This window comes from Lentzea indica, assembly GCF_012184385.1.
GTDB lineage: Bacteria > Actinomycetota > Actinomycetes > Mycobacteriales > Pseudonocardiaceae > Lentzea > Lentzea indica.
Genome location: NZ_VSRL01000001.1, coordinates 102,819 through 117,055 on the forward strand (window position 1 = coordinate 102,819; position 14,237 = coordinate 117,055).

At 62.6% G+C, this 14,237-nt stretch carries 13 protein-coding genes; 8 read left to right on the plus strand and 5 right to left on the minus strand.

Features of this window, described 5'->3' with window-relative positions:
• Nucleotides 1-459: 459 nt before the first annotated feature.
• The 8 genes from FXN61_RS00575 to FXN61_RS00610 all read left to right on the plus strand — a co-directional run bounded on the left by FXN61_RS00575 (nucleotide 460) and on the right by FXN61_RS00610 (nucleotide 8,604).
• Nucleotides 460-600 (plus strand): hypothetical protein, encoded by a 141-nt coding sequence (locus FXN61_RS00575; RefSeq protein WP_167969241.1) that lies wholly within the window; start codon nucleotides 460-462, stop codon nucleotides 598-600.
• Nucleotides 593-2,773, plus strand: a complete 2,181-nt coding sequence (locus FXN61_RS00580) for a type IV secretory system conjugative DNA transfer family protein (protein WP_167969242.1) — start codon at nucleotides 593-595, stop codon at nucleotides 2,771-2,773. The genes FXN61_RS00575 and FXN61_RS00580 overlap by 8 nt, the downstream gene beginning before the upstream one ends.
• Before the next feature lie 112 nt (nucleotides 2,774-2,885).
• Nucleotides 2,886-3,701: a replication-relaxation family protein gene (locus tag FXN61_RS00585; RefSeq protein WP_167969243.1), complete on the plus strand. Its 816-nt coding sequence runs from the start codon at nucleotides 2,886-2,888 to the stop codon at nucleotides 3,699-3,701.
• Nucleotides 3,702-3,778: 77 nt separating this feature from the next.
• Nucleotides 3,779-4,750, plus strand: coding sequence for a DNA-methyltransferase (locus FXN61_RS00590; protein WP_312877461.1), 972 nt, complete (start codon nucleotides 3,779-3,781; stop codon nucleotides 4,748-4,750).
• 19 nt (nucleotides 4,751-4,769) lie between these two features.
• Nucleotides 4,770-5,582: an antirestriction protein ArdA gene (locus FXN61_RS00595; RefSeq protein WP_167969245.1), complete on the plus strand. Its 813-nt coding sequence runs from the start codon at nucleotides 4,770-4,772 to the stop codon at nucleotides 5,580-5,582.
• A 103-nt stretch (nucleotides 5,583-5,685) separates the two neighbouring features.
• Complete coding sequence (locus tag FXN61_RS00600; RefSeq protein WP_167969247.1) at nucleotides 5,686-5,997, plus strand: hypothetical protein; 312 nt, start codon at nucleotides 5,686-5,688, stop codon at nucleotides 5,995-5,997.
• 113 nt (nucleotides 5,998-6,110) lie between these two features.
• Nucleotides 6,111-6,578, plus strand: coding sequence for a recombinase family protein (locus tag FXN61_RS00605; RefSeq protein ID WP_167969248.1), 468 nt, complete (start codon nucleotides 6,111-6,113; stop codon nucleotides 6,576-6,578).
• A 1-nt stretch (nucleotide 6,579) separates the two neighbouring features.
• Entirely contained in the window at nucleotides 6,580-8,604 is a 2,025-nt protein-coding gene (locus FXN61_RS00610) for a recombinase family protein (protein ID WP_167969249.1), read from the plus strand.
• A gap of 250 nt (nucleotides 8,605-8,854) precedes the next feature.
• Here FXN61_RS00610 and FXN61_RS00615 read toward each other — a convergent pair whose 3' ends face one another.
• From FXN61_RS00615 to FXN61_RS55005, 5 genes are all read right to left on the minus strand, one after another.
• On the minus strand, nucleotides 8,855-10,504 hold the full coding sequence (locus tag FXN61_RS00615) for a tetratricopeptide repeat protein (protein ID WP_167969250.1): 1,650 nt from the start codon (nucleotides 10,502-10,504) through the stop codon (nucleotides 8,855-8,857).
• Nucleotides 10,505-10,854: 350 nt separating this feature from the next.
• Entirely contained in the window at nucleotides 10,855-11,085 is a 231-nt protein-coding gene (locus tag FXN61_RS00620; RefSeq protein ID WP_167969251.1) for a hypothetical protein, read from the minus strand.
• Nucleotides 11,085-11,297, minus strand: coding sequence for a hypothetical protein (locus FXN61_RS00625; protein WP_167969252.1), 213 nt, complete (start codon nucleotides 11,295-11,297; stop codon nucleotides 11,085-11,087). Before FXN61_RS00625 ends, FXN61_RS00620 begins: the two co-directional genes overlap by 1 nt.
• A gap of 84 nt (nucleotides 11,298-11,381) precedes the next feature.
• Nucleotides 11,382-11,573, minus strand: coding sequence for an SUMF1/EgtB/PvdO family nonheme iron enzyme (locus tag FXN61_RS57055; RefSeq protein WP_512698735.1), 192 nt, complete (start codon nucleotides 11,571-11,573; stop codon nucleotides 11,382-11,384).
• A gap of 138 nt (nucleotides 11,574-11,711) precedes the next feature.
• Nucleotides 11,712-12,593 (minus strand): pentapeptide repeat-containing protein, encoded by an 882-nt coding sequence (locus FXN61_RS55005; protein WP_312877462.1) that lies wholly within the window; start codon nucleotides 12,591-12,593, stop codon nucleotides 11,712-11,714.
• Between the last annotated feature and the right edge of the window lie 1,644 nt (nucleotides 12,594-14,237).

The following is a 14,237-nucleotide window of genomic DNA, read 5'->3' on the forward strand; positions in this document are numbered from 1 at the left end:
GGCTCGCCGTGGCACTCTGGCTAGTGATCGCCGCAGTCCGTTGGACCTGGTCACGCAGGAAGTAGGCGTGACATGGCCGTACATGAACCGCGTTTGGCTGCACCGCTTCCAGATGTCAGAGACCACCGATCGGTGTTGTCGAATACGCAAACTGTGTTCAAATCAGATAATTTCTAGCAGATAATGAAACAGGACTGCGGGGCGCCACATGCGGCAACTCGTAGAGGAAAGTCTTGGCGGACACCTCCACGACGCACACGGCGGCGCAGAGCCCACGTCCATATCAGAACCCTCGAAAACGAGGATTACATTCCATTTACACACAGACTGCGCAGCTCCGTCAAGCGCAGAGCGTGTTGCTGGCGTGTGCTCCCACCTCGTTTCGAGCTATCGAAAGGAGGCAAAGTCATGTCCGGGTCAGCCGAAGAACCCAATGTAGTAATTACAGCAAGTCCTCATGTGCAGCCGGCCGTTCTCACGCTGGCCCGCGCATGCATCGCCCTCGCCCGCCTGCAGCTGGCGGAGGAGAAGGTGTCCAAGAGCGCCACGCCGCGCCGCGGCCCTGATGGCGCTTCCGCCGAGGAGCCCAGCCATGAGTGAACTGATCTGGCGCGAAGTGATTCCGCCCAAGGGTCTCACCTTGGCTGCCGTTACCAGCCTCGTGCGCGCACTTGCTGGGAGGCCCCACTTCGGACTTGCAGGCCTGCAGCCCGTCGTCCTCTTCGAGTTGTGGCTGTCGAAGGAGTCTGCTCGTTGGCTCGTTGGCTACGACGAGCAACTCGGCCGCCACTTCGCCGGCGATTTAGCGGCTCAGGTTCCGAACCTGGCGTTGGTGACAATGCAGGACTCGCCCCGGAAGCTGCCCACTACTGCTCGCGAAGTGCGACCGACCAACATGGCGTACCCGCTGCGCCTTGACACCGCGGCGTCCGTCACGACGGGACTGCTCGGCCTTCGGCAACGGCTTGGGCAGGAAGAATCCGTTGTGCTGCAATGGATAGTCGGCCCGAGCCATGCACGGTCGATGCCACCTGCACGTCTCACGTTGCTCCAAGCGCTCGGGCTCAAGCCTGCGCCGAAGGCCGCCAGCGGTGACCAGGCGGCCTGGCGCACGAAGATCGCGGAACCGCTGTTCGGCATCCGCGGCCGTGTCGGCGCTGCGGCCAGCACCACTCATCGCGCTACCCAGCTCATCGGACCAGCTGTCAGCGCACTCGCACTCGCCTCCGGCCCCAATAACCGTGTGGTCGACAGCTGGCAGTCGAAGAACATCGCGAGACGCCTGTTCATGCCAGCTCGACGGCCCCGCAGCTGGAACGGCATGGTGAACGCTGCGGAGCTAGCCGTCCTCGTTGGCCTTCCCGTCGACGGGGTACAGCTCCACGGTCAGGAATCAGCACTCGCGCCGCCACCGCGTTCACTCCTGTTGAGCGACCAGGACACCGAGCTCACAACAGAGCGCGTCGTTGGCACCAGCACCCACCCGCGGACCGCAGACAGAGCCGTTCGTGTTCCAGCAAAGAGCCTCGCCTCGCACATACACCTCATCGCACCCACGGGCGCCGGCAAGTCCACCACCTTGGCCAGGTGGGTGCTTCAGGACATCAAGGCCGGTCGCTCGATCTTCCTAGTAGAGCCCAAGGATGATCTCGTGACAGATGTTCTGGCCCGCATGCCAAAGGAGCTCTGGCCGCAGGTTCGCCTCGTTGAGCCAGGTGCCTCGGGACCCGTCATCGGATTCAACCCGCTTGCCGGGCCCGTGGCCGACGCCGAACGCCGGGCGGACTCCTTGCTCGGCTTGTTCCGCGAACTGTTCGGCACAGCGCTCGGGCCACGCAGCAGCGACATTCTGCTGCACACCCTGATCATGGCTGCACGCCTCGAGGACGGCACGCTCACCGACATCCCCGCCATCCTCACCAACGACGGCTTCCGCCGCCAGGTGCTCGCGAAGGTGAGCGACCCGCTGACCATCGCGCCCTGGGCCGCCTGGTTCGACAGCCTCAGCGAGTTGGAGCGTTCCCGCGTCGCCATGCCAATCCTCAACAAGACGCGGGCGTGGACAGCCCGTGGACCACTTCGCCATCTGCTTGGGCAAGCCGCGCCAGCTCTCCGACTCGACGATCTCTTCAAGGACGAACAGCTCATTGTTCTGGTGAGCCTCAACACCGGCTCCGTTGGTCCGGAGACCGCCAAGCTCCTCGGGGCGCTGCTGCTTCGACAGCTCCGCGAAGCCATCCAGCGGCAGTCGATGGTGCCGCGGGACTCGCGTAGGCCGGTCTCCGTCATCGTGGACGAGTGGCAGAACTTCGTTGATGGCATGGATTTTGGCGACATGCTGGCCACAGCCCGTGCCCTTGAGAGCGGCTTCACGTTGGTGCACCAGCTCTTGCCGCAGCTGACCCCTCGCCTCCGAGCTGATGTTTTGGCGAACGCTAGAAGTCGCATGATCTATCGACCTGCAGAAGCCGACGCCAAGGAACTTGCCCGCGTGCTCGGCGGCGACACCACCGCCGAGGAACTCCTACGCCTTCCAGCTTTCCACGCAGCGGCGCAGGTGCTCGTCGACGGCGCCACGAGCCGCCCCTTCATCGTCAGCACCTCACCACTCAGCGAGCCAACCGAGGATCCTTCGGCGGCACGGCAGGCCATCCGGCAGCAATTCGGCGTGGCACCCGAGGAGATCGACGCGCGCCTCATTCAGAGGTGGCAGGACGGCGGCGGAAGCAACCCCGATGGAGGTGTTGGCTTCGTACGTAGGAGGACCTCATGATGCGTCGTCCTCCTACCGCTCGCCCTACCTATCGCATCAAGCACGCAGCCACCTGGCCAGCAGCGATACCTAGTTCACGCCACCGACACTTCGCCCCCGCCGGAGGTGCCGTGTGAGCGGCCGCGGGCGAGCCGCCCGGCTCCGTGAGCGGCTCTCCGAGCGCGACCTCGGCATGCTTCGAGATCTTGCTCGGCTTCGTCTGCTCACCGGGAAGCAGCTCCGCAGACTTCATTTCGCTGTTGGCGACCTGACGACGCAGGCACGCAAGGCGCGCAGTGCGATCGGGCGGCTCGCCGAACTCGATCTCGTCGTGCGGCTCTCGCGTCGGGTCGGTGGGATGAGGGCAGGAAGCGAGGGCTTCGTCATCGGCCTCAGTGGCTGGGGGCACGCCGTGCTCGCACTCGACTCGACGGCTGAACCTCGGCGCCGGCGCCGGGTCATCGAAACCAAACCCGCCTTCCAGTCACACGTGTTGGCAGTCAGCGAGCTGTACGTGCAGCTGGTTGAGGCCAGCCGCCTGGACCTCGCGGAACTCATCGACTTCACCGGCGAGCCGGAGGCATGGCGCCGCTTCGGTGGCATCGGTGGTCAAGCCGTGGTGCTTAAACCCGATGCCTTCGTTCGCCTTGGCATCGGCGAGTTCGAGGTGCTGGCGTTCATCGAGCAGGACATGGACACCGAGTCCTTGCCGACGATTGTGCGCAAGTGCGAGGTGTACATCGCGCACTGGCGAAGCGGGCTGGAGCAGCGACAGCTCGGCGCCTATCCCAAGGTCTGGTGGCTCGTACCGTCTGTGCACCGCGCCAGGTCGATTCGCGGCGCACTCAAGCGCCTGGCCGGAGAAGCACAAGCGCTGTTCGAGGTTTGCCTCACCACAGAAGCCATTCCATTTCTCACTCAGCCACTACCCGAAGGAGGTGCGTCATGACCGCCATACCCGAACTCCCCCTCAACCACGTGCTGGTCGGAGACGCCCGAACTCGGCTAGCTGAGCTTCCTGACGGAGTGGCCGACTGCATCATCACGAGTCCGCCGTACTGGAGCCTCCGCGATTACGGCCACGAAAATCAGATTGGCAGCGAGTCCTCCGTGGACGACTGGGCCGACGAGATCGCCGCAGTGTGCAACCAGCTCGGCCGCGTGCTGGCGCCCTCCGGAGCACTGTGGCTCAACCTCGGCGACTCCTACGCCCGCGCACCACGCGATGGTGCCGCCAAGAAGAGTCTTCTACTTGCACCACAACGGGTTGCGGTGCAGCTCACCCGAGCGGGTTGGCTGCTGCGCAACCAGGTGGTGTGGGCGAAGAAGAACCCGATGCCCTCCTCCGTTGGTGACCGCCTCACCACGACCCACGAGTTCATCTACCTGTTAACCAAGCAGGAGCGGTACCACTTCGACCTCGACGCCATCCGCGAACCAGCAGTCACCACGATGACAGCCAGCAAGTTGGCACGCCCTGGCTATCCACCACGCTCGGCCGCACAGAACCTTGGCGGCGGAACAACTCCACGTGTCGATCTGAACAGCGGGCTCGCCGAGATGAAGGCGCGTGGCGTGCAGAGTCACCCACTAGGCCGAAACCCAGGTGACGTCTGGCACTTCAGCACCGCCAGCTTTCGGGGTGCGCACTTCGCGACGTTTCCGCTCGACCTCGTGCGCCGCCCGTTGCTCAGCACCTGCCCGGAGCGAATCTGCACCACCTGCGCTACGCCGTGGCGCAGGGCAACACAGGTGATCAACGGGCGCCGGCTCGCCGTTGGGCCACTCCGAGCGGGCTGCACACATGAGGCGTGGCGTCCCGGCCGAGTGCTCGATCCGTTTCTAGGTGCAGGCACCGTCGCCCTTGCCGCCGAACAACATCAGCGCGACTGGCTCGGGGTCGAGCTGAACCCGGACTACGCCGCGATGGCAGAGCGGCGGCTGGCGGAGTGGCGAACGTCGAAGCAAGTGACACCGTCCGAGAACACCAATGCATAGCGAAAGGAGGAAAGAAGCTATGGAGAAGCAACCACACCAACGAAAGGAGGCCGGACAGGGCCCAGAGGTCAACAGCTACGGCACCGACGATCCGGAAGTGCAGGCAAGAATCGAGCAGGCTCGCGCTGACGCTTCAAGGGAGCGCAAGCGCGATCGGGCGACACTGGAACACCTTGTCGAGAGCGGCATGAATCCGGACGATGCCGAGGCGGTCATCGAGTACGCGCACAGCATCGGCAGGCCGCTCTCAGTGGAGTTCGCGGAGCCCAAGGCAGCCGACGCCATGCCTGAACGTGAGCGCCGTTACCGGCCGCAGGTGTACGCCGTTGACGTCGACAGCCGGGAGCGGGGCATCCAGTACGGGCTGTGGATCGAAGCCGAGCAGGACGCGGAAGGCATCGCCGCGGATGTCGTCGCCATGCTGGCGAGTTCACCGACCGTCGACGCGTCCCGGTGGGAGGTCAGCGCGACGCAGAGCTTCGCGGGCCTCGACCTCGACGGCCTCAACGACCCGAAGCTCATCGCTCAGCTTGGCCGCGGCGTCCGCGAGCACGGCGCTGCGTACGCCGCATGGGCGGGGATTGCAGGCATCAGGGATGCCGAGGAGCTCGCGAAGTTCAACGACTTCTTCGTCGGCTCGTACGACTCGCCGGAGGCATGGGCACGCGAGGTCGGCAGTGACCTTGAGTGGGAGTCACACCTTGACGAGGTCGTGCAACCTGACCTTCGCAGCTACGTGGCGATCGACTACGCCAAGTTCGCACACGAAGCCATGCAGCAATGGGATGCCGTACAGGGGCACGACGGTCGGCTCCACGTATTTCTCAGATGAGCACCAGCTCAGGCCATCGCTCCTCGGTGGCCTGTGGCCGCTCGCGCGCCTTGCACCAGGCAGGCGTGGGCGGTCACACCACACCGAGGAGAGGAACAGCGTCATGACGGATCCCACCGGAAGGAACGGCGTGAAGACGCTCGGCATCAAGTTGCCGAGCGAACTGCACGCGCAGTTCGCGCTTGTGGCGCAGCTGGACGAGCTGAACTTGGGCGATGCCGTGCTTCGCGCAGTTGAGCTGTACGTGCAGACCAAGCGTTCGGAGCCGGACTTCGCCGCGAGGGCTGCGGCGGCACTCGAAGAGATCGAGCGTGAGGCGAAGAGTCGGCGCGACGCCATCGAAGGACTGTTCGGCGGCGAAGCCACACCCGGCAAGCCTGCGAGCCGCTCGAAGAAGGCGGAGCCGCAAGGCTAAGCCCTCACTCGAAGGCGGTAGGTGGCAGATTTTCTCCACCTACCGCCTGCTTAAAACACACGGCTGTCAATTCCACAGCACACGCCGTACAGATTAGGACAGGATTTCCTCTCTTGGCACATCGGGAGAGTACTGAGAAAATCCTGAAAGAAAGGATTAAAACAATGAGAGAAACGGCAATTTTAACGCGCACAAGGATCGCCCGCGCCAGGCTGCCAGCGTCCCGAAAACACCTTGCAGTGTCCTTCATTCGAGCAAACAACCGGGAATCGGCCGAGGCTCAACGTGAGTTGTGCCGCCAGCACGCCGAAGCCATGACCCTGCACATCACTTACGAGTTTGCCGTGATCGGCGTGGGCTCCAGCCAAATGGCCACATTCGAGGCTCTCATTGGACTCTTCTATTACCTCAACAAGAACCCACAAATCAGCCATCTTATAACCGTGGACTGCAGCAGGCTGACTCGCCACGGCGAAGTTTTCGCCATGATCACAGCCATGCTGGACGAGCTGGAAGTTGAACTCACGACTCGCGCCGAAATTATTCGGCTCATCCATAGATCAACCAACAAGGAGGCATGATGTGCGCATCAACGGCGAGAACGAAAAGTCAGAACTGATCGATCACTCCTCCCACGCAGAGGAGACCGAGCGCTCACCCAAGACCGTGGCAAGCCTGGCAAACATTGCCCGCCGCAGGGAAGCGCGAGCCAACGTCATCGAGGAGCTTCGAGCCAAGCAGGTCCCCGAATCCGTCGAGGAAGTTGGCGATCTTTCTCCGAGGTTGGCAGCAGCCAGCAGTCGATCACAGCGAAAACCACGCCATGCAACTGAAGGCACGCGATCTGCGCCGATTGCCTTCATCTATCTGCGCGTGAGCACCAAGGAGCAAGCTCAGCGGGGAGGCAACGCTGAGGGCTACTCGATTCCTACCCAGCGCAGCGCCTGCTACCTGAAGTCTGAGCAGCTTGGCGCCACCGTCGCGAACGAATACGTAGACGCCGGGGAATCTGCCCGTTCAGCAAAACGTGATGACCTCCAACGCATGCTTCGAGATGTAAAGCGCTTACGGCCAGATTTCGTCATTATCCACAAGATCGATCGCCTCGCCCGCAACCGTGAAGATGACTTGGCAATTAATCTGCTGCTGCGCAGGTACGGCGTGAAGCTCGTGTCATGCATGGAGCACATCGACGATAGCCCGAGTGGACGCTTGCTTTACGGCGTCATGGCCGAGATCGCACAGTTCTACTCAGCGAACTTGGCCGAAGAGGTCATGAAGGGCCTCATTGCCAAAGCAGAAGAGGGCGGTACTCCATACCGTGCGCCAATTGGCTACACAAACCGACGAGAGATGCGCGGAGGCATCGAACGCTCGTGGGTCGAACTGGATGAGGAGCGCTGGGATATCATCCGCTGGTGCTTTGACGAGTACGCCACAGGCGAGTGGTCGGGAATCGACCTGACACTTGCCGCACAAGCAAAGGGACTGACCACTCGCCCAACCCGCACTAAGCCAGCAGCACCCATCTCTCTAACAACGATCTACCACATCCTGCAGAACCCATACTACATCGGCATCGTGTCGTACCGAGGTATTCACTACGAAGGCAGACACAAGGCTATCGTCGAGCCAGAGAAGTGGCTGGCAGTGCAGGATATCCTAGCCGCCCACAACAACACAGGCGAGAAAGACCGCAAGCACAACCACTATCTCCGAAGCACCATCTACTGCTCTGCATGCGGCGGGCGCTTGGTGTACTCAGAGGCCAAGGGCAACGGCGGCAAGTACATCTACTTCATGTGCTCAAAGAAGAAGACCAAAGTGAATCACTGCCAGCGACCAGCTGTACGGGTGGAGCGCATCGAAGAGGGGATTCTTCGGTTCTACGAGGGCTTCCAAGTCAAGCCGGAGGCAGCAGCTCTGATCCAAGCCGGCGTTGAGTGGAGCCTGGAGGCTCAGCGCGAAGATGCTGAGCGAACGACGAAACGAGCGAAGGCACGCCGAGCATCAGTCGAGGCAGAGCGCCAAGTACTACTTCGAGCGCACTACGCGGGCGCTGTGCCGCAGGATCTCCTTGCGAGTGAGATGCAGCGCTTCACGCGTGAGCTCGCGGAGGCCGACGGGCAGCTATGCGCTGCCCAGGTGGCCACGACCGATGTGCTGTCGACGCTGACACTGTCACTGCGGGCAGCAACAAGATGTGAAGCGCAGTACACATGGGCACCGAACCAGATTCGGCGACAGATCAACCGCGGGTTCTTCAAGAGTCTGTGGATTGGCGAGGATGGCAGTGTCGAGCGCTACGAGCTGAACGAGCCGTTCAAGTCACTTCTGGCGGTTCAACGGCCGCTGACAGGCAGCACAGCTACCGCAGAGGCGGAAGCATGTATGCCAGCGGCTGAAGCCGTCGATGGCAGTACTGCTGACTCCACGACAGAACGAACCACACCCTCGGTGGTTCTACGAGCATCGTTCCCTGCGAACAATGTAACAGATAGTAAAGAAAACAACACGCACCGTAGATGGTCCTCTACGGTGCGTGGTTTGAATGACGCATATCTGGTGGGCGCGACAGGGATCGAACCTGCGACCGCTCGGGTGTAAATCAGATGGTTTGCCTCGTTGACCTGCACGTTCCCCACGACGAACGCCGCCATGGGTTCGCTTCGTACCAGGTCAGTTCATAGCCGTTCACCGCCGTTGATGTCGCAAAATGATGTCAGGGGCCGACCTGGGTTTGGGCTGCGACCTCTTCGTCCCGAACGGGTACGGCATCTGTTACAACCTGCACACGACCGGATAGATGCTGGTAGCGGCGTTGGTTGGCGTCGGTCCACATGAGCTTCCAGAGCGCTCAGTCGGTAGGCGTACTCCTGGGCTTCTCGCCAGTCATGTTGCCGGTTGGAACTGCGGTGTCCACAGCTTCGTCGTCACGGCCCTGCTCGGCCAGCACGGCGCCCAGCATGCCCGAGGCGTTGATGTCGCCGGCGTCGGCGGCACGGCGCAGGTAATCCACGGCTTCGTCGTCACGGCCCTGCTCCACCAGCAAGATGCCGAGGTTGACCAGCGCGCTGATGTTGGCGGTGGATGCGTGTTCCCAGGCTGCTTGAGCGATATCGAACTGGTCCGCGTGGTAGGCGGCGTTGCCGATAGGTAGAGCGTCGACGGCGGAGGTGGTGTCCAGCAACATAGGCCACAGGACATCATTGACACGTTCAGGTAGAGGAGACTGGCCGTTCTGCGCGCGGTCGAGAAGGTAATCAGAGGCCAGGGCTGTGTTCTGGGAGCGGGGTTGCAGACAGGAACTGGCTCCCAGTACGGGCTGGTGGGTCCAGCGCAGCGCTTCTGCAATCGTGGGCAGATCGTCGCGGTGGCGCCACGCCGGAGCCATGTAGTGACGGTGCAGCTCACCTAACAGCGTGGTGGGCACGGGCTTGTGGTAACCGGCGCGACGGCAGTCGACCGCGGCGCTGATCAAGGCCTGCCCCACCAGAAACAGCGGACCGTCGCCGATCGACCATCGGTCCATCATCGCCGTGCCTGCCGCCAAATACTCAGCGAACCCTTCCAGCGCCTGCACCGCACGCCGCACCCGACCGTCAAGCCCACCGACCTGCTGGGCGCGTCCTTGTTCGCTGGAAGAGAGGTCGGCGGCCACCTTAATTCGGCGCCGCCCTTGGACCTGAGCGATCAAATCGACCGCTGCCCGCTCGATCGTCGCGCCTACTCTGTCGCTTTCGGTACTGGCGATGGTGTGGCGGGCCAATTCTTCGTCGCGCATCGTCGCCACCACAACGGTCCTGCTCGGCCTGCCGGACGGGCACAGCTGTTGCAGCAATGCCAGGTCCAGGCCGTCCGCGGCGAGGTAGAGCTCCAAGTCATCCAGCCACACCACAGCGCCGTCCGGCACCGCGTCTGCTGCAACCAACTCGCGTAAGGCCGGGCCGTCGCGAGGTATCAGCAGCGGATCGTGCTGACGCAGCCGCCGGAGTGCCTCAATCCCGGCACGCGACTTCCCCACCGCTGCCCGGCCGTGTAGCAGCACCATCCCGCCGGCAGCGATCGCCCACTCCAGGTCCTCATCCAGATCACGCCCCACATAAGGGGGCAAATCCGAACCGTCCTCGCTGTGAGTATCGATGGCGGGCTTGACTCGCATCTGCAACAACCCCACTTGCCCCACTTCCGGCAGACGTCCATCCACCAAGTGCAGCGCCCGTCCCACCAGCGGATTCGCTGCGTCCAGCGTCGCCACCTGGTCGTGCACGACCGCGCCGGTACCTGGGGAAACCTGTGAGCCCGGCGCAAACCACCGTCGGACTGTTGGGCTCACGGCCAACCCCAGCGCCGCCACGGTCGCAGGCCAGCTCAAGCCCTCCATCACGTTGCGCACCGTGCCGCCATCGGCTACCAGCCAATCCAACAGCCCCCACCGCACCGACAACGCGACCACAGCGACCGGCACCACCACAGCCAGAGCGACCCGCCACCATCGGCGTTTCACAGCACCTCCCAGGCCCGATCCCCTACCCGCCACTGTCACAGGTACCGAGGACTGTCGCGAAATCGGCCCCGCTCGCTACACCAGCTGGCTCGGTTCCTCGCCTCTGCGGGGCCGAGCAGGTAGAGGGCGAGAACACCCAAACCGCCCAGCACCAGCGTTCCGGTTAGAGCGACCCGCGCAAGACCGCGGACAGTTGCATTCACGCCACAGGGTCGGGCCGGGTACAACGCCCGTTACAGCTCTGAACGCGGCAGCAAGGTCGTCAAGGCCAAGGTTCGACTAACGAGCTGAGAGCCATACTCGATACCTGTTACAGCGACAGGCCAGAAACGCCGTTCGTCTTGAGAGTGCTACGGCCGCCACTCGCTGCGGTAGCCAGGTCGCTTCTCGTAGATCGAGCCGAGCAGTTGAAGTACGCGCCGCGCAAGCTGGCCGGCCGCGGCCTCCGCATGTAGATGGCGGGCAAGCTCATCCAGGATCGCGGCATGCGCTCGGCCCTGGCGATCGGCGGCAAGTTGACCGCGGAGCCAGGTGATCAGGGCGTCGATCTCGCCTCGGTCCAGGCGCAGTACGACAGGCATCAGGTGATCTCAGCGTGTTGCCTGGCGTCCAGGTCGTACGGGTGGACCCACTTAAAGCCACGCTTGGTGACGTGCCAGTAGTGCCAGGTCGCACCAAGGTCTGGCCACACCTCGAAGTGAGGGTTCGTGGCGGCGATCTCGTCCATGCGAACCCAATCGGTGCCCCAGCTGACGGCTTTGCCATCTCGGCTGTTGTCGCGTACCACGTACATCCGGGCCTCCGATGCGGCTGCACTGGCAGTTGGAGTCATCGTAAGCCCAGGTCGAGTGGAATGCTGCTGGTAGCAGGCCTCCTGCTAGTGCGACTTGCCGAAAACTTCGGCCGACACCACGCACCTGAAGCCTGCGTCGTCATCCCGCATGGTCGCTGCCGCATCGATGAAGGATGAAGGCGTGGCCCTGTTGAACGGACTGGTCCATGCGCCACCCTTCAACTCGTGGCGACCTGGCTTCGTCTCGGCAGAGCACCACTCCCAGACATAAATCAGACCTGTCCACGTCTACTGTGGACAAGGTTTGATCTGCATCTATTTCAGTCGGGGTGACAGGACTTGAACCTGCGACCTCTTCGTCCCGAACTAAGTCCGACTGACTCAATGAGCTGCCGAGCAGGCAATCTACGCAGGTCAACGCCTTGGTTCCTGTTGGTCTGTTTCGGTCATCGGAGGCGGTTGCGAGAGGTTTTTCTCCCAGTTTTCTCCCGCGCTCTGGAGTTGCTCGGTTGTCACTACCGCGTCCTGGAGCTGGGCGCCTCTCAGATTCGCGCCCTGAAGCTGGGCGCCCGTCAGGTCCGCGCCCTGGAGCTGGGCGTACAGCAGGTTCGCGCCTTGGAGCTGGGCGTACAGCAGGTTCGCACCCTGGAGCTGAGCATCGCTGAGCTGTGCGCCCATCAGATGAAGGTTTCCGAAGTTGATCCGGCCTCGTTCGCGCTCGGCACGGTCTGGCCGCTTGCCAAGCGCAGTGACCGCGGCTTGGACGTCTGACGCCAGCTCGTCAGGCAGAGCTGGTACCTCTGTTCCGATGGGCGGATGCATCCATGGTGGCTCATCCGCTGATTCGTCTGTCCGACGGTCGACCCGATCGCGTATGAAGGCGACCAGCACCTCAACCACATCGCCGTGGTGGTCGGGAGAGTCTCGCATCACGTGCTCCAGTGCATGGATCCCACCAATGCGCACGTACAGCTCGTCCGAGCCAAGACGCTCAAGTGCCTTGGTGAACCGATCGGTGACCTGCCCACGGTGCGCCAACCGGTAGTTCCGCGCGGTGTAGAGCAGACCGGTGCCAACGACCAGTGCACCGCCTATAGAAATCACGATCAGGCGTGCATTGTGTTCGGCCGACAAGCGCTGTTCGGGCGCGGCCTTGCCCAGGACGTCCTGATTCACCAAGAGCTCAGGCGCTTGCCAGATCGCAAGCCCGTACAGGGTGAGGGCGAGCAGACCCCCGAGTACATATGCGATCGGTCGACCAATCGCCACGGCTCGGGTACGGACGGTGACAGCCACGTCAGGAAGTCGACCCCCAGCCAGCGTCCGTTACGCAGCTAGCCTCACTTCACACGACGAGCACACTTTCGAGGTCTGCGAGTAGCCGACCATGAGGGATCACTGACGGTGTTTCAGCTGGTCAGCAACGCTCGGTGACCACTGCCGGTCGACCGTGGACACGAGCGATTGCCACCGAGGCACATACCACCACACGAGTGCGCTAGACGGTTGGTGAGCCACCGGGACATGGCCCAGACCAAACCGGCACCCGCACGCAAGTGAGCCAGATCTCATGCAGTCAGATTGTGATCCAGGTCACGCATCTGACCTGCGATAACGCCGTGCGGCACGCACCGTAGTTATTCCAGCTTGAGCTGGAAACTTGTTCCCATCTGGCTTCTTTGGTCAAATACGCACATAGAAACTACATGAGTGTCCGCCAAACGGAGTACGTCGCAGCGACTTTGCGAATGCACATGCGCGTGAGCTTGCCAGGTGAGTCCACGCAGACTTGGCGGTACGCAAAAGGCCGGCCGGAGGTTGCCCCCTCCAACCGGCCTCGTGGTTGACCTGCTAGCTAAGCAGGTGACCCACTGCGTCCCAGAGACCCGAAAGCATCAGGACGCACTGCACGGACACGAGGATCGGGTGCTGGATCTTCAGGGTCAACCTGACGGTCCGGCATCCATCCTCCTGAGTCTCCCGCGGAACACTCAGGTCCTCAGACGGCTCGCGCCGCCTCTCATCGTCACAGGTACACACCGGTCGATCGATCCTTCCTAGTAGTAATCCCCCCGTACGGCGGGGACCCATTACTGACCGGAAGGTCTGTCGATAGCGCCCTTTTGACCCCTGACTGGCAATCAGCAGGTGCGCTAAACATAGGGGTGTTCACGCCTGTCGTTCAAACTGTCAGCATTGTGACACGAATCACGGTAACGAACCGAACGTGCTGGTCAAACGCACTTCGCCCTGGTCAGCACGTGCGTTATCGGTCTGTTTCCACCCTGAGATCGACCGAGATCTATTACGGAAAATGAGAGCTGGCTCACGCGTTCTTGCAAGAGCGCGCAAAGATGCTTGCCTCGAACTAACTTTCAGCCAGCGACAACCACTCAGTCCGTTCGCGCACACTGTCCAAAACGGACGTCCCGTTAGGGCGCGCACCTTGAGTGCCTATGCGCCCAGGCTGCAAAGGTGCGCGCTTGCCCTGCACATCGCCCGGAACGCGTTGTGCGGCCTCCGCAAACGCTCCCGAAGGTGAGCGAATGCCACCGCGGCACGCCCATCAGCGCGTAGGTCCACAATGGAGCGGACTTGCCCTGGCCACGGCGGGGATGCACGATCGAACACATGGTCGATCCGAGCGAGCGTGAGCCGTCGCCACTCTGGTGTACGTGCGACTTACCTGAACTCGTCTAGATCGACCTTCGCCAGGTCTACCGCCACGTACCAGCCAGCTCACCAGCCAACGCCCCGGCGACCGTGGTGCGCACTCAAGGCCTCAACCCTGAACGCCTCCCCCTGACCAAGGGCGAAGTGTCTGCCTGGAGCAGGGCACAGAACGGATCGTGGCTAGCGCTAACGACCTACACCGTCTCGGTTCCAGGGTTAGGTCACGTTCCCGTCCGACACTTCATCGCTCGGGATGCACTACACAAG